The organism is Kitasatospora sp. NPDC059827 (genome assembly GCF_042731675.1).
Taxonomy (GTDB): Bacteria; Actinomycetota; Actinomycetes; order Streptomycetales; family Streptomycetaceae; genus Kitasatospora.
In genome coordinates this window covers 1-17,914 of record NZ_JBHWIV010000020.1, presented here as the reverse complement: position 1 = coordinate 17,914, position 17,914 = coordinate 1, and the positions used below count along the sequence as shown (strand labels likewise).

General features: G+C 74.2%; 15 protein-coding genes. 10 read left to right on the top strand and 5 right to left on the bottom strand.

What is annotated here, in order from left to right:
* Positions 1–150 precede the first annotated feature (150 nt).
* A complete protein-coding gene (locus ACFV8H_RS15390) occupies positions 151–1,950 on the top strand; it encodes a hypothetical protein (protein ID WP_380399892.1) in 1,800 nt (599 codons plus the stop codon).
* A gap of 82 nt (positions 1,951–2,032) precedes the next feature.
* On the opposite strand, the gene ACFV8H_RS15385 is transcribed toward ACFV8H_RS15390, so the two are convergent.
* The 4 genes from ACFV8H_RS15385 to ACFV8H_RS15370 form a co-directional block, all read right to left on the bottom strand.
* Positions 2,033–3,067 (bottom strand): ABC transporter ATP-binding protein, encoded by a 1,035-nt coding sequence (locus ACFV8H_RS15385; RefSeq protein ID WP_380399890.1) that lies wholly within the window; start codon positions 3,065–3,067, stop codon positions 2,033–2,035.
* The gene (locus ACFV8H_RS15380) at positions 3,064–4,602 is read right to left on the bottom strand and encodes an ABC transporter permease (RefSeq protein WP_380399888.1); all 1,539 of its coding nucleotides are present in this window, start codon (positions 4,600–4,602) and stop codon (positions 3,064–3,066) included. Before ACFV8H_RS15380 ends, ACFV8H_RS15385 begins: the two co-directional genes overlap by 4 nt.
* Positions 4,599–5,651, bottom strand: coding sequence for an iron ABC transporter substrate-binding protein (locus ACFV8H_RS15375; RefSeq protein WP_380399886.1), 1,053 nt, complete (start codon positions 5,649–5,651; stop codon positions 4,599–4,601). Before ACFV8H_RS15375 ends, ACFV8H_RS15380 begins: the two co-directional genes overlap by 4 nt.
* A gap of 360 nt (positions 5,652–6,011) precedes the next feature.
* Positions 6,012–8,261 (bottom strand): heavy metal translocating P-type ATPase, encoded by a 2,250-nt coding sequence (locus ACFV8H_RS15370; protein ID WP_380399884.1) that lies wholly within the window; start codon positions 8,259–8,261, stop codon positions 6,012–6,014.
* A gap of 235 nt (positions 8,262–8,496) precedes the next feature.
* On the opposite strand from ACFV8H_RS15370, the gene ACFV8H_RS15365 reads away from it, so the two are divergent.
* The 7 genes from ACFV8H_RS15365 to ACFV8H_RS15335 all read left to right on the top strand — a co-directional run bounded on the left by ACFV8H_RS15365 (position 8,497) and on the right by ACFV8H_RS15335 (position 13,081).
* The gene (locus tag ACFV8H_RS15365; RefSeq protein ID WP_380399882.1) at positions 8,497–9,420 is read left to right on the top strand and encodes a hypothetical protein; all 924 of its coding nucleotides are present in this window, start codon (positions 8,497–8,499) and stop codon (positions 9,418–9,420) included.
* Positions 9,421–9,748: 328 nt separating this feature from the next.
* Positions 9,749–10,165 carry a peptidoglycan-binding protein gene (locus ACFV8H_RS15360; RefSeq protein ID WP_380399880.1) on the top strand — a complete coding sequence of 139 codons (417 nt, stop codon included), beginning with the start codon at positions 9,749–9,751 and terminating at the stop codon, positions 10,163–10,165.
* A 25-nt stretch (positions 10,166–10,190) separates the two neighbouring features.
* A complete protein-coding gene (locus ACFV8H_RS15355; RefSeq protein ID WP_380399878.1) occupies positions 10,191–10,607 on the top strand; it encodes a peptidoglycan-binding protein in 417 nt (138 codons plus the stop codon).
* Between the two features lie 25 nt (positions 10,608–10,632).
* Positions 10,633–11,025 carry a peptidoglycan-binding domain-containing protein gene (locus tag ACFV8H_RS15350; protein ID WP_380399876.1) on the top strand — a complete coding sequence of 131 codons (393 nt, stop codon included), beginning with the start codon at positions 10,633–10,635 and terminating at the stop codon, positions 11,023–11,025.
* Positions 11,026–11,110: 85 nt separating this feature from the next.
* Complete coding sequence (locus ACFV8H_RS15345) at positions 11,111–12,199, top strand: peptidoglycan-binding protein (protein ID WP_380399874.1); 1,089 nt, start codon at positions 11,111–11,113, stop codon at positions 12,197–12,199.
* Positions 12,200–12,288: 89 nt separating this feature from the next.
* A complete protein-coding gene (locus ACFV8H_RS15340) occupies positions 12,289–12,660 on the top strand; it encodes a peptidoglycan-binding protein (protein WP_380399873.1) in 372 nt (123 codons plus the stop codon).
* Between the two features lie 55 nt (positions 12,661–12,715).
* A complete protein-coding gene (locus tag ACFV8H_RS15335) occupies positions 12,716–13,081 on the top strand; it encodes a peptidoglycan-binding protein (RefSeq protein WP_380399871.1) in 366 nt (121 codons plus the stop codon).
* 91 nt (positions 13,082–13,172) lie between these two features.
* Here the strand turns inward: ACFV8H_RS15335 and ACFV8H_RS15330 are convergent, their stop codons facing one another.
* Positions 13,173–13,568 (bottom strand): hypothetical protein, encoded by a 396-nt coding sequence (locus ACFV8H_RS15330; RefSeq protein WP_380399869.1) that lies wholly within the window; start codon positions 13,566–13,568, stop codon positions 13,173–13,175.
* 368 nt (positions 13,569–13,936) lie between these two features.
* On the opposite strand from ACFV8H_RS15330, the gene ACFV8H_RS15325 reads away from it, so the two are divergent.
* Both ACFV8H_RS15325 and ACFV8H_RS15320 read left to right on the top strand, forming a co-directional pair.
* Positions 13,937–15,889 (top strand): PhoX family protein, encoded by a 1,953-nt coding sequence (locus ACFV8H_RS15325; protein ID WP_380399867.1) that lies wholly within the window; start codon positions 13,937–13,939, stop codon positions 15,887–15,889.
* A 78-nt stretch (positions 15,890–15,967) separates the two neighbouring features.
* Positions 15,968–17,812: a peptidoglycan-binding protein gene (locus ACFV8H_RS15320; protein WP_380399865.1), complete on the top strand. Its 1,845-nt coding sequence runs from the start codon at positions 15,968–15,970 to the stop codon at positions 17,810–17,812.
* Positions 17,813–17,914: the final 102 nt, after the last annotated feature.

Genomic DNA, 17,914 nt, shown 5'->3' with positions numbered 1-17,914 from the left:
TGAGTTGACGTTGTTTCGTGATGTTGCTCGGGCGCCCATCAGAATAGGCCCTCCTCCGGTCGGACGAACAGAAATGCGCACTATCCTGGGCAGCGCGCAGGCCGTACGGCAGTCGCGCGTCCGCAGTGGTGAGGAAGCGTCGGGGGTCGCGTGTCAGAGTCTCGTTGGGTACCCGGGCTCCGCTTCGGGCCCGAGTTCGACCCCGAACAGTACGAGCTGCTGGAGTTCCACCACCGGGGCGGCGAGGCCGAGGTGTGGCGGGCGGTGCGCACCGGGCACAACGGGATCAAGGAACTCGTCGCCGCGAAGATCATGCTGGAGCGCGACCCGTCCGAGGTGCGGCGCTGGCTCGGCCGCTGGGACGACGTCTCGCACAACGCCCACCGGCTCGGCGTCACCGACCTGGTGGTGCCCAGCTTCCTGCTCGGCCCCTCCCCGCACCGGCCCGGCGCGGCGCCCTCCGGCGGGCTGCTCGGCTACCAGATCTCGCCCTGGGTCGACGGCGTGCCGCTGCACACCTGGGCCCGGGCCCAGCGCGGCGGTCCGGCCGCGCTGGCCGAGGTGCTGGCCCGGCTGTGCCGGATCGTCGACGAGCTGCACCGCAAGCGCTGGGTCCACCGCGACATCTCCCCCGCCAACGTGCTGGTGGACGGCCAGGGCCTGGTCAAACTGATCGACCTGACCTTCCTCGCCCCGCTCGACCACACCCTGACCGTCGCCGTGTTCACCCCCGGGCACGTACCGCCGGAGGCCGAGCAGGTCGGCGGCTTCCCCACCACCGCCAAGGACCTCTTCGCAGTCGGCACCCTCGCCCGCACCCTGCTGCTGCCCGACCACGGCCGGCTCGACCACCGGCTCGCCGCCGAACAGGCCCGCGCCGAACTGCTGGCCGCCGGCTACGGCGAGGAACTGGCCCGCTGGGCCTGCGAACCGCTCGCCCGCGAGCCCGACCGGCGCCCCGCCCCGCTCGGCCCCTGGGCCGCCCGCGGCCGCGAACTGCTGCGCGCCCACCGCCCGGTGGCGCGCACCGCGGGCCTGGCCGTACTGCCGGACCGGGCCGGCCGGCCGCTGGTGGTCACGGCCGGCGCCGACGGCACCGCGCTGGCCGGCCCCGGACGCACCGGCCGGCGGCCGCCCGCCGGCCAGGGGCCCGGCGCGGTACGGGAGTTGGCGGCGGGCTGGGCCGGGCGCCAGGGCGAGCTGGTGGTCTGCGCCGAGGACCGCTCCGGCACCCTGTGGGTCGGCACCGCGGCCGGCTGGTGGGAGGCCGCCCGCGGGGTCAGCGGCCTGGCCGGGGCGGTCGGCGCGGCCGGGGAGCTGACCGTGTGGACCGCCGCCGCCGGCGCCCTGCGCTCCTACCGCTGGGCCCCCGGCCTCACCCTCACCGGCCAGGAGCACCCCGGCTGCCCCGCCGACCGGGTGCTCGCCGCCGAGGAGGAACGGCCGGGCGCCTGGCTGGTCCTGGTCGAGCACCGCGAGCGCGTGCTCAGCTGGCGGCCGGGCTCCGGCGAACCACCCGTCCCGCTCGGCCCGCCCGGCACCCTGCGCGCCGGCGCGCTGGCCCGCGCCTCCGCCGGACCGCAGGCCGCCACCCTGCGCACGGACGGCTCCGCCCAGTTGCACACCCTCGGCTCGGCGACCGCCACCGCGCCCGCCATCGAGATCGGCGACGGGGAACCCTCGCTCGGCATCGCCATGGTCGGCCACCGCGGCGGCCCCACCGTCGCCCTGGCCGGCGCGGGCGGTGTCCGGCTGCGCCTGCCGCCCGGCGGAGCCTCCCGGCGCCCCCGCTGGTGGCGGCCGACCCTGCGCCCCGCCACCCGGGTCGCCCTCGCCATGGGGGACGACTGGCGCCTGTGCCTGGCGGCCGTGGTGGAGGGCGAGTTGCAGGTCTGGCAGGAGGACGCGGCCTACCGCTGGCAGGCGGTGGACCTGCCCGAGGGGCCGTGACGACGGCGGGCCGCACGGTCCGGGGACCGACCGCCCGCCGCTGCCCGACCGCTCAATCCCCCGCCCGCCGCTGCCCGAACTCTCAATCCCCCGGCAGCAGGTGCACCGGCCCCGCGGCGGCCAGGTAGGCCTCACCGCCCACCGGCCACGGACGGTCGGCGGAGACGATCAGCACCTCGGGCAACCCCGCCGCCCCGGGCCGCAGTTCGACCCGGTGGTCGTGGCCCCGGAAGTCGCTGCCGAGCACCTTCGCCGGGACGGCGCCCGCCACCGGCTCGGCGGTGAGCCGCAGTTGGCCCGGCCGGAGCAGCGCGAGCGCGCCACCGGAATCGACCGCGGGGTCGGCCAGCGGAAGGGCGCCCAGGGCGGTCAGCGCCTCGACTCCCCTGGCCTCGGCCGGAATCAGGTTCGCCTCGCCGAGGACGCCCGCGACGGCGGCGTCGGCCGGGCGGTGGTACAGCTCCTCGGGGCTGCCCGCCTGGGCGATCCGGCCGTCGCGCAGGACGGCGACGGTGTCGGCGAAGGAGAGCGCCTCGTCCTGGTCGTGGGTGACCAGCACCGCCGTGGTGCCGGACTGCCTCAGGGCGGTGGCGACTTCGCGGCGCAGGTCGGCCCGCAGGGCCGCGTCCAGGGCGGCGAACGGTTCGTCGAGCAGCAGCAGGCGCGGGCGGGGCGCCAACGCCCGTGCCAGGGCGACGCGTTGCTGCTGGCCGCCGGAGAGCTGGTGCGGGCGGCGCTCCCCCAGGCCGGGCAGGCCGACCAGGTCGAGCAGCTCCGCGACCCGGGCGCGGCGCTGCGAACGGGGCAGCCCGAAGCCGATGTTGGCGGCGACGCTGAGGTGCGGGAAGAGCGCGCCGTCCTGCGGGACGAGGCCGACGCCCCGCTGTTCGGCGGCGAGCCTGCTGCGGCCGTCGTCGAGGACGCGGCCGTGCAGCACGACCTGCCCGGCGGCGGCCGGGTGGAAGCCGGCCAGCACCCGCAGCAGGGTGGATTTGCCGCAGCCGGAGGGCCCGAGGACGCAGGCGAGCGCGCCGTCCGGCACGGTCAGGTCGATGCCGTGCAGGACGGGGCTGCGTCCGTGGGCGGCGTGCAGGTCGACGACGGAGAGTCCGGTCACGGGGTGCTCCCTGAAATACGGCGGGTGAGCAGCAGGACGGAGGGGACGGACAGCGCCACCATCAGGGCCGCGTACGGCGCCGCCGCCCCGTAGGCGAGGCCGCTGGTGTAGACCCAGAACTGGGTGGCCAGGGTCTGGGTGCCGGTGGGGCGCAGCAGCAGGGTGGCGGTGAGTTCGGTGGAGGCGGTGAGGCCGACCATGGCGACGGCGGCGCCGAGGCCGGGCAGCACCAGCGGCAGGGTGACCCGGCCGAGGACGGCGAGCGGCCGGGTGCCGAGCGAGCGGGCGGCCTCCTCGACGCCGGGCGGCACCTGGGCGAGGGCGGCGCGGACGGCGGTGAGGGCCAGCGGGAAGAACAGCAGGACGTAGCCGAGGACCAGCATCGGCGGCTGCTGGTAGAGCGGCCGGGCCCAGCGGACGGCGAAGAAGACCACCGCGAGGGCGACCGCGATGCCGGGCAGCGCCCGGGTGAGGTAGGCGATCCGCTCGACCGCGCGGGCGGGCCGGGTGCCGCGCCGCCAGCCGTACAGGGCGACGGGGAGGGCGGCGGCCGTGGCGACGACGGCCGCGCCGAGCGCGTAGCCGAGGGTGGCCAGGGTGGCGCCGAGCACGGAGGCGGAGGGCAGGGTGGTGGAGCTGCCCTTGACCAGCCAGTACGCCAGCGCGTACAGCGGCACCCCGAGCGAGACGCCGACCAGCGCGGCCAGCGCGCCGAGGGCGGGGGCGGTCCAGCCGCCGAGCCGTACGGGCACGGCGGGGCGGGCCAGGGCGCCGTGCCGGGTGGTGCGCGCCCGGCGGCCCGCCCAGGCCTCCAGGGCGACCAGCAGCAGGGCGAGGCCGACCAGCACCAGGGTGAGCAGGGAGGCGGAGGCCGCGTCGAAGCCGAGCTTGTACTGGGTGAACACGGCGGTGGCGAAGGTGGTGTAGCGCAGCATCGCGAAGGCGCCGTACTCGCCGAGCAGGTAGAGCGAGACCAGCAGGACGCCGCCGGCCAGGGCGGGCCGGGTGAGCGGCAGGGTGACCCGCCACAGGGTGGCGAGCCGGCCGCGGCCGAGCGAGCGGGACACCTCCTCGGCGGCGGCGTCGCCGTGCCGCAGGGCGGCCGCGACCGGCAGGAACACCAGCGGGTAGAGCGAGCAGGTCATCACCAGGACGGCGCCCCAGTAGCCGTGGACGGAGCGGAACAGCGAGACCCAGGAGTAGCCGCGGACGAACTCCGGTACGGCGAGCGGCAGGGCGAGTGCGACGGTCCAGGCCCGGCGGCCGGGCAGGGTGGTGCGCTCGACCAGGTAGGCGGCGCCGAAGCCGAGGACGGCGGTGGCGAGGGTGACGGCGGCGGCCAGGCCGAGGGTGTGCCAGAGCAGGGTGGCGATCAGCGGGCGGCCGAGCAGCCGCCGGGCCTGGTCCCAACCGGCTTGGGCGGCCTGGGCGGTGACGAAGCCGAGCGGCGAGGCGACCACCGCGACGACGGCGACGGCGACGGGTGCGAGCAGGCCGCCGGCCCGCCACCGCCGCCCGGGCAGGGGGGTCGTCACTGGAGCAGTCCGGCGTCCTGCAGCAGGGCCAGGGCCTGCTTGCCGTCGCCGAGCGCGGCCGGGTCGGCGACGGTGCCGAGGCCGGCCAGGGCGGGCAGTTCGGGCTTGCCCTGGACACCGGTGACCAGCGGGTACTCGTAGCTGGCGGAGTCGGCGATGACGGTCTGGGCGGGCGCGGAGGCGAGGTAGCCGAGGAAGGCCTGGGCGGCGGCCTGGTGCTTGCCGTGCTTGAGGATCCCGGCGCCGGAGACGTCGATCAGCGAGCCCGGGTCGCCCTTGGGGAAGTAGTGCAGGGTCGCGTGGGTCTCGGCCGCGCCCTTCTCGTCGCGCATCCGGTAGAAGTAGTAGTGGTCGATGACGCCGCCCTCGACCTCGCCGCTGTTGATCGCGGCGGAGAGGGTCTCGTTGCTGTCGTAGACCTTGGCGTTGTCCTTGAGGCCCTTGAGCCACTGCTTGGCCGCGTCCTCGCCCGTGGCCTTGAGGACCTGGGTGACGACCGGCGCGAAGTCGGTCTCGCTGGGGGCGATGCCCAGACGGCCCTTCCACTCGGGCTTGGCCAGGTCGAGCACGGAGGCGGGCGGCGCGGTGTCGGCGGCCTTGCCGGTGCCGGCCAGGAAGGCGGAAGTGCGGGCGGAGACGCCGACCCAGTCGCCGTTGCCGGAACTGTCGTTGGCCGGAACGGACTTGAGGGTGTCGGGGGCGACCTTGGCGAGCAGGCCCTTGTCGTCGAGGACGGTGAGGGCGGGCGGGTTCTCGGCGTAGAAGACGTCGGCCGGGGAGGCGTCGCCCTCCTGGAGGATCTGGTTGGCCAGTTCGGCCTCGTCGCCGGAGCGCAGTTCGACCTTGATGCCGGTGCGCTTGGTGAAGTCCTCGGTGAGGGCCTTGACGGTCTGTTCGTGCTGACCGCTGTAGACGGTGATGGTCTGGCCCGCCGCGGCGGTGGCGCTGTCCGCGCCTCCCGTCCCGCCGGAGCTGCCGCAGGCGGTGAGGGCGAGGGCGCAGACGGCGACGAGGGACAGGCCGGCCAGGGGCCGCACGGTACCGGGCATGGTGAGGGTCCTCCGGAAGGGCAGGGAACGGCCGCCGGAGCCCTCGGAGAGCGAGGGTCGGCGGCCCGACGGCACGAGAACCTAGGGCAGGAAAGGCTTGCCTAACAAGTGTCGGAGCGTCACATCTCGGCCCGGTCGCGGCGGGGTAGGACTTCGGTGAGTGGACTCCCAAGTACGGGCAAAACAACCACCAAGTACGGGTCACAGGTGGCATCTGCGGACGAACCGGATCCCTCGCGCCCTGGACTCGTCGTCACGATGAGTAACGAACCCAGGAGCGCCCCGGACGGCCGAGGGCCCCGGAACCGGGCGACGGTTCCGGGGCCCTCGGCCCTGCGGCGGCGGCTCAGCAGCGGCAGCTCAGCGGAAGCGGCGCAGCCGGAGGCTGTTGCCGACCACGAAGACCGAGGAGAAGGCCATCGCCGCCCCGGCGATCATCGGGTTGAGCAGGCCCGCGGCCGCCAGCGGCAGGGCGGCGACGTTGTAGCCGAAGGCCCAGAACAGGTTGCTCTTGATGGTGCCGAGGGTCCGGCGGCTGAGCCGGATGGCGTCGGCGGCGGCCAGCAGGTCGCCGCGGACCAGGGTGAGGTCGCCGGCCTCGATCGCGGCGTCCGTCCCGGTGCCCATCGCCAGGCCCAGGTCGGCCTGGGCGAGCGCGGCCGCGTCGTTGACGCCGTCCCCGACCATCGCCACGACCCGGCCCTCGGCCTGCAGCCGCTTGACGGTGTCGACCTTGTCCTGCGGCATGACCTCGGCGATCACGTGCTCCGGGGCGATGCCGACCTCGGCGGCGACCGCCTCGGCGACCGCACGGTTGTCGCCGGTCAGCAGCACCGGGGTCAGGCCCAGGGCGCGCAGCTTCGCGATGGCCTCGGCGCTGGTCGGCTTGACCGCGTCCGCCACCTCCAGGACGGCCCGGGCCTCGCCGTCCCAGCCGACCGCGATCGCGGTGCGACCGGCCGACTCGGCCGCGCGCTTGGCCTCGGCGAGGCTCTCCGGCAGGTACTGCGACCACTCGTTGAGCAGCACCTCCCGGCCGGCCAGCACTGCACGGCCGTCCACCACGCCCTGGACCCCCAGGCCGGGCACGTTCTCGAAGCCCTCGACGGCGGGCAGTTCGCCGGCCTTGGCGGCGGCGGTGGCGATGGCCCGGGCGATCGGGTGCTCGGAGGCGTGCTCCAGGGCGCCGGCCAGGCGCAGCACCTCGGCCTCGGTGACGCCCTCGACGGTGTGCACGGCGAGCAGGGTCATCTGGCCGGTGGTGACGGTGCCGGTCTTGTCCAGGACGATGGTGTCGACCTTGCGGGTGGACTCCAGCACCTCCGGGCCCTTGATCAGGATGCCGAGCTGGGCGCCGCGGCCGGTGCCGACCAGCAGGGCGGTCGGGGTGGCCAGGCCCAGGGCGCACGGGCAGGCGATGATCAGCACGGCCACGGCCGCGGTAAAGGCGGCGGTCCAGCCCTCGCCGGTGCCCAGCCAGTAGCCGAGGGTGGCCACCGCCAGGGTGATCACGATCGGCACGAAGACCGCGGAGATCCGGTCCGCGAGGCGCTGGGCGGCGGCCTTGCCGTTCTGGGCCTCCTCGACCAGCTTGGCCATCCGGGCGAGCTGGGTGTCGGCGCCGACCCTGGTGGCCTCGACCACCAGCCGGCCGCCCGCGTTGACGGTGGCGCCGGTGACGGCGTCCCCGACCCCGACCTCGACCGGGACGGACTCGCCGGTCAGCATCGAGGCGTCCACCGCGGAGGCGCCCTCGACCACGGTGCCGTCGGTGGCGATCTTCTCGCCGGGCCGCACCACGAACCGGTCCCCCACGGCGAGTTCGGCGATCGGTATCCGCACCTCCGCGCCGCCGCGCAGCACCGTCACGTCCTTGGCGCCCAGTTCCAGCAGCGCCTTGAGAGCGGCACCGGCGGTGCGCTTGGAGCGGGCCTCGAAGTAGCGACCGGCCAGGATGAAGGCGGTGACGCCGGCCGCCGCCTCCAGGTAGATGTTCGAGGCACCGTCGCTGCGGGCGATGGTGAACTCGAAGCCGTGCCGCATGCCCGGCATCCCCGCGTCACCGAGGAACAGCGCCCACAGCGACCACAGGAACGCGGCGCCGGTACCGAGCGAGACCAGGGTGTCCATGGTCGCGGCGCCGTGCCGGGCGTTGGTCCAGGCCGCGCGGTGGAACGGCCAGGCGGCGTAGGTGACGACCGGGGCGGTGAGGGTGAGCGAGAGCCACTGCCAGTTGTCGAACTGCAGGGCCGGCACCATCGCCATCGCGATCACCGGGACGGCCAGGGCCACGGCGGTGAACAACCGCTGGCGCAGCGGCGCCAGTCCGTCGGCGGGCTCGCCCGGTTCGGCGCCCTCGCCGTCGGCGGCGGCGGCCGGGGGCCTGGGCAGCGCGGCGGTGTAGCCGGTGGCCTCGACGGTGGCGATCAGGTCGGCCACCTCGACCTCGCCCTCGAAGGTGACCTTCGCCTTCTCGGTGGCGTAGTTGACGCTGGCCGCGACGCCGTCCATCCGGTTGAGCTTCTTCTCGATCCGGGCGGCGCACGAGGCGCACGTCATTCCGCCGATCGAGAGTTCCACCTCCGTGGAGGCGGGTGCCTGCGTGCTCATCGTTGCTCCTCGTGACAGTCGTTCCGCCTGGTCCGTCCGGCCGGGCCGTCATACCCTGGAGGGGTATCGGGCGGTGCCGGGTTCATTTATACCCCTGGGGGGTAGGCAGGGCAAGCCCTGGGCGATACCCCCCACTGGTATTTTTTCGAAGCGGGATCGGCTTGACCTGATACCCCCATGGGGTATTCACTCAGGGCACTCCTTCCCCTTCACCCCGACCGAGGAGAACCCCGCCGTGAACACCGCCCTGCGCATCACCGCCTTCACCGCCGCCCTCGCCGCCGCCTTCGGCCTCGCCCTCGGCGTCGGCCACGCCACCGGCACCGGCCCCGCCAAGCCCGGGCCCGCCGCCGCACACGCCGGACACGACCCAGCGGGCGAGGCAGCCGCCGACCGCCTCCCCGGCGGTCTCCAGGTCTCCGAACGCGGCTACACCCTCAGCCTCGACCGGCCCTTCGTCACCGCCGGCTCCCCCACCGACCTGCGCTTCCGCATCCTCGGCGCGGACGGCAAGCCCGTCACCGCCTACCAGCAGCAGCACGAGAAGGAACTCCACCTGATCGTCGCCCCGCGCGACCTCTCCACCTTCCAGCACCTGCACCCCGTCCTCGCCGCCGACGGCACCTGGAGCGCCCCCACCGCCGTCCCCGCCGCCGGCGAGTACCGGGTGTTCGCCGACTTCACCCCGGCCGGAGCGAGCGAGGGCCTCACCCTCGGCGCCGACCTCCACGCCGCCGGCGACCTGCGCCCCGCCCCGCTGCCCGACACCGGCCGGACCGCCACCGTCGACGGCTACACCGTCACCCTCGGCGGCGACCTCACCCCCGGCCGCAGCAGCCACCTCACCCTGGACGTCAGCAAGGACGGCGCCCCGGTCACCGACCTCCAGCCCTACCTCGGCGCCTACGGCCACCTGGTCGCCCTGCGCGCCGGCGACCTCGCCTACCTCCACGTCCACCCGGACACCACCACCCCGGGCCCCGGCATCGGCTTCACCACCACCGCCCCGAGCGGCGGCGGCTACCGGCTCTTCCTCGACTTCCGGCACCAGGGCACGGTCCGCACCGCCGCCTTCACCGTGACGGCCGACGGCAGCGCGGCGCCCGCCCCCGCCGCGACCACGGCGACCCAGGAGCCGACCGTCGGCCACCAGCACTGAACGGCCCCGCGCTCGCCCTCGGAGGGAAAGGTGTCCCACGGAGCGGGTCCGCACCGTGGGACACATCCCTGGGACTGATGGGACGTCGGAAGATCTTCCGGACGGACCACGGAGTCCGGCAGAGTACGGCAGCGTCCCCGCCGCAGCAGGGTGGCCACGCGCCGACGGCGCCCACCCGATCCGACGCGTACCGGCAGCACCTCCCGGCCTTCGCCGAGGCCGGTCCCGCGCGGCGGAGCCCGCCCGGGCCTCACACCCCGTACCGCCCGGGGGCCGTACCTGCCCGACGGCACACCGCCCCCGACCACCGTCCCGCAAGGAGAGACCCATGACCCTGAAGACCATCGGCCGCACCGTGGTGGCGGCGGCCCTCGCCGGCTCGGCGCTGCTGGGCCTGTCCGGCACCGCCAGCGCCGCCCAGGGCGCGCCGTACATCGGCGACGGCTACGCCAACAACCGCCAGGCGGTGTGGTGCGTCCAGCACAACATCAACCACTACATCGGGATCACGACCAAGACCGACCGCCCCGCCCCGCTGGACGAGGACGGCTACTGGGGTCCGAAGACCAAGGCCGCCGTCGAGTGGATCCAGGAGGACGCCTACGTCGGCGGCCAGAAGCTCCAGGTCGACGGCATCGTCGGCCCGCTCACCGGCGACATGATCATGGGCGAGGGATACCAGTACGGCAACGGCGAGTTCGACTCCCCGTGCTGGCCGTACATCCCCACCAGCTACGGCCCCTGATCGTCCGCCACGGGAGGGCAGAGACATGACCGCGAAGACCTTCGGCCGCGCCGCGGCGGCACTGGCCCTGGCCGGTGCCGCTCTGCTCACCGTGGCCGGGCCGGCCAGCGCCAGCCAGAGCGCGCCGTTCATCGGCGACGGCTACGCCAACAACACCCATGCCGTGTGGTGCGTCCAGCACAACCTCAACTACTACCTGAACCACACCACGCAGGCCGGCCAGCCCGCGCCGGTGGCGGAGGACGGGTTCTGGGGCCCGCAGACCAAGTCCGCCGTCCAGTGGCTGCAGGCCCACACCTTCCTCAGCGGCCGGTCGCTCCTCCAGGACGGCTACGTCGGCCAGCTCACCGGGAACGCGATCATCAGCGACGGCGACCCGTACTACGTCGGCAGCTACGACGCCTACTGCTGGCAGTACATCCCGACCACCTACGGCCCCTGACCACCCGTACCGCGAGGAGCAACCCATGACCGCGAAGTCCTTCGGTCGCGCCGTGCTGGCCGTGGCCATGGCCGGAACCGCCCTGCTGGGCCTGGCCGGTACCGCCGGCGCCTCCGAATCCGCCGGCTACATCGGCGACAACCAGCCCAACGACTCCACCGGCGTCTGGTGCGTCCAGCACCTGCTCAACGACGTCGCCCGGGCCAACAACCGGGCGGAGATCGACGAGGACAGGATCTGGGGTCCGAAGACCAAGGCCCAGGTCCAGTGGTTCCAGGCCTTCGTCCACGTGCAGCCGGACGGCATCGTCGGCCCCTTCACCGGCGACAACCTCCTCTACCGCGGTGATGCGCAGTACGGCGGGAAGCACGGCGCCTGCTTCCCCTACATACCCAGCGACTCGGGCCTGTTCGAGTAGCACCCGCCCGTCGAGCACACCGGACGTCAGGGAGACGGACCACCCGCCTCCCTGACGCATCACCATGGAACCGGAGACCCCTCCTGTGAGCACCCTCCTCCCCGCCCGGCGCCGGTTGTCGCTGGGCCTGGGCCTCGGCCTGGCCCTGGCGTCCGCGCTGACCGGCCTCGGTGCCTCCACCGCCTCCGCCGCGACCGCGCCGGCCCCGATCCCGATCACCTCCCCGGCCTGCCCGGCCAACCTCCAGCAGGGCGAGGCCGACGGCTGCGTCACCCAGCTCCAGGCGGAGCTCAACCTGACCGGCGCCCACCTCACCGTGGACGGCCAGTTCGGGCCCGCCACCGACGGCGCCGTGCGCACCTTCCAGGGCGCGCACAGCCTCACCGCGGACGGCATCGTCGGCCCGGCCACCAAGTCGGCGCTCGACACGGCGGCCACCGCCGCCTCCGGCACCGTCGACCTCCGCACCCAGTGCGGGGACCTCCGGACCGGGGCGAGCGGGCAGTGCGTCTCGACCCTGCAGACGATGCTGAACACCTTCAACGCCGGGCGCCTCGTCATGGACGGGCAGTTCGGGCCGGCCACCGACACCGCCGTACGCAACTTCCAGGCCGCCCAGGGCCTGGCCATCGACGGGATCGTCGGCGCCGGCGTCAAGAACGCCCTCTACACCGCCACGCCCGCCCCGCTGCCCAGCGGCCCGATCGACTCCACCAAGGTCCTGAACGCGGCCAAGTCCTACCTGGGCGTCCCGTACGTGTGGGGCGGCGGCCACTCGCTGCGCGGCGAGGGCCCCGGCCCGTCGCTGGGCACCTGCGACGGCTACACCGGCTCGATCCAGCCCTGCCCGGCCAACACCACGGCCGGCGTGGACTGCTCGGGCCTGGTCCGGGCCGCCTTCTGGTTCGGCGCCGGCATCGACCTCGCCAACGGCGGCGACACCACCGAGCAGACCCTGGACAAGCACCTCACCCCGATCACCGAGGACCAGCGGCAGCCGGGCGACGTCGAGTACTTCGGCACCGACGCCCACAACACCCACCACGTGGTGCTCTACGCCGGCACCGACTCCGCCACCGGCGCGGACATGATGTACGAGGCCAAGGAGACGGGCACCGACGTGCACTACGTCACCCTGCGCACCGGCGGCTACTGGTACCACGTCACGGCCTGACCGCCCGGGGCCGTTCACCCGGCCCTGCCGGCGGGGACCTCACCGTCCCACCCCGACCATCGACCTGACCCTTGTGAAGGACAACACCCATGCGTACCAAGCTCGCTGCCATCGCCGCCGGAGCCGTCATGCTCACCGGCCTCGGAATCGGCACCGCCACCACCGCGTCCGCCAGCACCCCCGCCGTGTGCGCCTCCTACGGCTACAACAGCGACAACGAGGCGGAGGTGAGCCTCGGCGACAGCGGCCCGGAGATCAAGGCGCTGCAGTGCGAGCTCAACTACAGCGTGCGCGGCGCCGGTCTCCAGGTGGACGGGATCTTCGGCAAGAACACCCTCGCCGTCGTGCAGAAGTTCCAGAAGTGCGCCCACCTCGACCCCGACGGCATCGTCGGCCCGCTGACCTGGGCCAAGCTGGACTACCAGAGCGACATCGACACCGCGGCGAACTACCTCTGCTGACCCGGCCCGACCGAGCCCTCCCCGTCACCTGTACCGCTGTACCGAAGGAAGAACCATGCGTAACAAGCTTGCGGCCGTTGCAGTCGCCACCCTCCTGGCCGCCGGCTTCGGTGTGACCACCGCCGGCAGCGCCTCGGCCGCGACGTCCCCGAGCCAGCTCTGCGGCGGCTACAGCACCAGCGAGCCGGAGCTCTCCCAGGACGACAGCGGTGACGCGGTCAAGGCCCTGCAGTGCGAGCTCTACAACTCCCTCACCTACCAGGGCCCGGACGTCGACGGGTACTTCGGCCCCAAGACCCTCGCCGCGGTGCAGAAGTTCCAGACCTGCACCGGTCTCAAGCCCGACGGCATCGTCGGCCCGCTGACCTGGGCCAAGCTGGACTACCAGGCCAACTACGGCTCCCGCCCGGTCTGGTGCTAGGGCCTGTCTCACAGTGCTCTGACGAAACGCCCGGCCGGAACCTCCCGGCCGGGCGTTCTCGCGTGCGGCCGGTCCGCGGCTCCCGGGCCGCTCAGCCCGTGAAGGGGAAGGGCGGCAGGACCCGGCACACGGAGTCCCGGGGCTGCCCGGGTTGCAGCGGCGCGGGGGATCCCATCCCGGTGACGTAGAGCCAGGTCAGGACGGCCGCGGCGGCGAGCAGGGCCGGCAGGCGGTACCGGCGGCTGCTCGGCCGGCGGCCCAGCAGTGCGCCGAGCGCCAGGAGCGCGACGAGCATGACCGTCCACCAGGACACCGTGGCCATCGCCAGGTTCGGGTTCGGCTCGTGGTCCTGGCCCAGGCAGTACCGCCAGGCCGCGAGGACGCGGCTGTTGCCGAACAGCGTGCCGCCCGTGGCCAGGACCAGGGCGGCCGCCGTCCAGGCCGCCCGCCGGATCCAGCCGCTCCGCCGCTCCCGCGCTGACCGCATGCCGCCTCCATGTGCTCTTCCGTCCGTCCGGAACCGTGGATCGCCGGATTCCGGTACCACGATGCCCGTCGGCCCGGCTCCGGTTCCCGTCCCCGGCGTCCCCGCCGTCCCACGCCGTCCCGGGATGGGGCGCCGGAGCATCTGAGACGGATTCAGGATGGCCACGGGGTCGAAGTCGATCTAGGTTCAGGTCCGCGAGACCCGCGGCGATCCGTTCGCTCCGGCCGACCTTTCGCTCCGGAGGGCCTCGCGCTCCGGCCGACCGGCTGTCGCCGCACGGCCCCCGAGCACGGGACGCGGCGCACGCACCCGGTCCTCTTCAGCCCCGCACCCCGCCCCGGCGGGCCGACTTCCCTTGGGTGGCGACCATGCCAGATCACGACACTCCGCAACCGGAGGCAGCACCCCGCCGCACGTTCGACGAGGTGGTGGCCGCCGGCCTGTCGCGCCGTCAGGCCCTGACCGGCGGCACCATCGCCCTCGCCGCGTTCCTCGGCCTCTCCGCGTCCCCCGCCTCCGCCGCCCCCGCCGGGCAGCCGGGCACGGCCGGTGCGGCGGCGCACCCGCTCGGCTTCACCGCCGTACCCGCGAGCAGCGCCGACGCCGTCACCGTGCCGGCCGGGTACTCCGTGCAGGTGCTCGCTCCGTGGGGGCAGGCCGTGCGCGAGAGCGGCCCGAAGTGGCGCGCCGACGGCGGCAACACCGCGGCGGAGCAGGCCGAGCAGGTCGGTTCCCACCACGCCGGCCTGCACTTCTTCCCGGGCACCGACGACTCCCACGGCACCCTGGTGCTCACCCACGAGTCCACCGACGCCGCCCTGCTGTACGGCCGCACCGGCACGGCGGCCGCGGACGGACAGGTGAGCAAGGAGCAGGTCGCCAAGGCGCTCGCCGCGCACGGCGTCAGCGTGCTGGAGGTGCGCCGCACCGGCGGCACCTGGCAGCTCGCCGACTCGCCGCGCAACGTGCGCGTCACCGGTGCCACGCCCGTCACCTTCTCCGGACCGGTGGGCGCCGACCACCCGGCCCTGCGGACCGGCACGCCCGCCACGGGCACGCTCGGCACCGGCGCGCACGGGGTGACCCCGTGGGGGACGTTCCTGGCCGGCGAGCGCAACACCGCCGGCTACTTCGGCACCGACGACAGGACGTGGCGGGCGACCCGCGCCCAGAAGCGGGCCGGCCTCGGCGCCCGCGGCGACGGCCACGGCTGGCACCGCGCCGACGCGCGCTTCGACCTCGCGGCGAACGGCAACGAGGCCAACCGGTTCGGCTGGGTCGTGGAGATCGACCCGGCCAACCCGCAGGCGGCACCCGTGAAGCGCACCGCGCTGGGCCGCTTCCAGCACGTCGGGGCGAGCGTGACCGAGTCCGCCGGCCGGGTCGTCGTCTACAGCGGCGACGACGAGAACGGCGGCTACCTCTACAAGTTCGTCGGTTCGGACAGCTGGTGGCGGCTGCGCTCCCAGGGCCGCAGCCCGCTGGACCACGGCACCCTGTACGTCGCCCGGTTCGAGGACGACGGCACCGGCCGGTGGCTGCCGCTGACCCACGGCCAGGGCCCGCTGACCGTCGCCAACGGGTGGGCCGACCAGGCCGACGTCCTGCTGCGGGCCCGGCTGGCGGCGGACTCGCTCGGAGCCACCCCGCTGGAGCGGCCCCAGCAGACCTCGGTGAGCCCCGACGGGACGGCCTTCTGCGCGCTCGCGAACAGCCCGGGCCTCGGCCACTGCGCCGCCGGCCCGAACGCCCACCGGGCCGCGGTCAGCCCGCGCGCCGAGAACCCGTACGGCCACGTCGTCCGCTGGCGCGAGGACGGGACGGCCGACCAGGGCGACGGCCGGGCGACCGGCTTCCACTGGCAGGTCTTCGTGCTCGCCGGCGACCCGGCCCACGACCACCAGGTCCACCTGGACGCCGCCGGCATGTTCGCCTCGCCGAAGAACCTGTGGTCCGACGCCGACGGCCGGCTGTGGATCGGGACCGGCATCCCGGCCTTCGACCAGAACCGGGCCGAGACCGGCCACGAGCACCTGGGCAACAACGCGATGCTGGCCGCCGACCCCGCCACCGGCGAGGTCCGCCGCTTCCTGACCGGCCCGCGCGGCGCCGAGATCACCGGCGTGGTCACCACCCCGGACCGCCGCACCATGTTCGTCAACGTCCAGCACCCGGGCGAGCACACCCTCGCCTGGGGCACGCCCACCCAGGACGATCCCCGCGCGGTCAGCAACTGGCCGGACCACGACGCCGCCGGGCGGCCCCGCTCGGCCGTGCTGGTGATCCGGCGGACGGACGGGGGCGTCATCGGGGCCGCGTAGCACGCCCGAGGCCCGACTCACCCGACGCCCGCCCCACCCGTCCTGTCAGCAAGCTCAGCACGACTTCCGGAGAACCAGATGGTCACCATCATCTCGCGCAGTGAATGGGGCGCCCAGCCGCCCAAGACGACCGACTTCGGTCCCTTCTCCCCGTGGGTCGGCGGCATCGTCATCCACCACGAGGGTGGCGGGCACAAGTCCGTCGATCCCCACAGCCAGTGCGCCGCACTGGTCAGGAAGATCCAGGACGAGTCGATGCACCACGGCCTCACCCAGGACATCCGGGAGTGGACCGGCAACGGGGAGCCCGAGTACGACGACATCCCGTACAACTTCCTGGTCTGCAAGCACGGTTCCATCTACGAGGGGCGCGGGCTCAACTACCGGTCCGGCGCGAACGGCACCGAGTCGCCCGGGGCCAACTCCGACTACTACGCCGTGATGGGCCTGATGGGCGCCGACGACGACGTGACCCCGGAGATGGTCGCGGGCATCAGGACGCTCTGCGGCTACCTGCAGAACGAGAAGGGCGCGGGCCTCCGGATCGTCGGGCACACGGACGTCCGCACGGTGACCCACACGGACTGCCCCGGGAAGCTCTACCCGTACGTCAAGGACGGCTCCTTCATCCAGCGGGGCTCGGGCACCGGTGCCGGCCCCGACTCCGACACGCTGCACATCTACTCCCGCGCCCAGTGGGGCGCCCGCCCGGCGAAGGACATCACGCCGGTGGCCATCGGCGACCGCACCGGGTTCACCGTGCACTACTCGGACGGGCCGACCACCCAGACGCTCCGGTCGATCCAGAACTACCACATGGACTCCAACGGCTGGTCCGACATCGGCTACAACTTCCTGGTCGACACCAGCGGCCGGATCTTCGAGGGCCGCGGCTGGTACCTCCAGGGCGCGCACGCCTACGGGGCCAACACCACCCACATCGGCGTCTGCTTCATCGGCGAGAGCGGGGACGCCACCGACATCGCGATGTCCGCGATCCGGTCGATGTACGAGAAGGCCTGCGACATGGCCGGCCACGTCCTCACCAAGACCTACCACGGCATGCTCCCCGGCAACTCCACCGACTGCCCGGGGGCGCAGCTGCGCGCCTGGGTCCAGAACGGCATGCCGGCGCAGGTCCGCCCGATCGACTGGGCGGGCTCGGGCTACACCCCGCCGCCCACCGACTCCAGCGGCGCGAGCGGCGGCGGCATGACCCAGGTGCGGTCGGTCTCCGCCCAGCAGCAGGCGGTCAACGGCCTGGGCTACAGCCCGGCACTGGACGTCGACGGCGCCTGGGGGCCGAAGACGGACGCCGGCGTGCGCTGGCTGCAGAACAAGGTCGGCGTCACCGCCGACGGCCTGTGGGGGCCCGGGACCGAATCGGCGTTCAAGGCCTTCGGGGGCGGCTCGTCCGGCGGCGGCCCCATGACGTCCGTGCGCTCGATAGCGCGCCAGCAGCAGGCGGTCAACGACATGGGCTACAGCCCGGCGCTGGCCGTCGACGGCGCCTGGGGCCCGCTGACCGCCGCCGGCGTGCGCTGGCTCCAGGGCAAGGTCGGCACCAACGCCGACGGCCAGTGGGGCCCGGCCACCGAGTCCGCGTACTTCGCGTACATCGACGACGGCGCCGGCCTCACCGTCGACGGCCAGTTCGGCACCCTGACCATCATGGCCGTCCAGCGGGTCTGCGGCTCCACCCCGGACGGCCAGTGGGGCCCCGACTCCAAGCGTTCGCTCCAGCACCACCTCAACGTGTGGGGCAACGCCGGACTCGTCGAGGACGGCGACCCGGGCCCGGCCACCTACCGGGCGCTGCAGACCTTCCTCAACGCCAGCGGCGCCGGCCTCACCGTCGACGGCCAGTGGGGCCCGGCCACCATCTCGGCCCTGCAGAACGCCCTGAACCAGGGACGGTTCTGACCCCGGGGCCCGACCCGTACCGGAGGCGGGGGGGGGGGCGCCCGGGGGGGCCCCCCCCCCCCCGGCGGCCCGGGGCCCCCGCCCCCCAACCCCCCCCCCCCC

What these genes read in the sequence shown, in the direction of transcription:
- ACFV8H_RS15325 (WP_380399867.1), top strand. Translation starts at nt 13,937, where the DNA reads ATGCCAGATCACGACACTCCGCAACCGGAGGCAGCACCCCGCCGCACG.
- ACFV8H_RS15340 (WP_380399873.1), top strand. Translation starts at nt 12,289, where the DNA reads ATGCGTACCAAGCTCGCTGCCATCGCCGCCGGAGCCGTCATGCTCACC.
- ACFV8H_RS15335 (WP_380399871.1), top strand. Translation starts at nt 12,716, where the DNA reads ATGCGTAACAAGCTTGCGGCCGTTGCAGTCGCCACCCTCCTGGCCGCC.
- ACFV8H_RS15350 (WP_380399876.1), top strand. Translation starts at nt 10,633, where the DNA reads ATGACCGCGAAGTCCTTCGGTCGCGCCGTGCTGGCCGTGGCCATGGCC.
- ACFV8H_RS15330 (WP_380399869.1), bottom strand. Translation starts at nt 13,568, where the DNA reads ATGCGGTCAGCGCGGGAGCGGCGGAGCGGCTGGATCCGGCGGGCGGCC.
- ACFV8H_RS15360 (WP_380399880.1), top strand. Translation starts at nt 9,749, where the DNA reads ATGACCCTGAAGACCATCGGCCGCACCGTGGTGGCGGCGGCCCTCGCC.
- ACFV8H_RS15370 (WP_380399884.1), bottom strand. Translation starts at nt 8,261, where the DNA reads ATGAGCACGCAGGCACCCGCCTCCACGGAGGTGGAACTCTCGATCGGC.
- ACFV8H_RS15320 (WP_380399865.1), top strand. Translation starts at nt 15,968, where the DNA reads ATGGTCACCATCATCTCGCGCAGTGAATGGGGCGCCCAGCCGCCCAAG.
- ACFV8H_RS15375 (WP_380399886.1), bottom strand. Translation starts at nt 5,651, where the DNA reads ATGCCCGGTACCGTGCGGCCCCTGGCCGGCCTGTCCCTCGTCGCCGTC.
- ACFV8H_RS15355 (WP_380399878.1), top strand. Translation starts at nt 10,191, where the DNA reads ATGACCGCGAAGACCTTCGGCCGCGCCGCGGCGGCACTGGCCCTGGCC.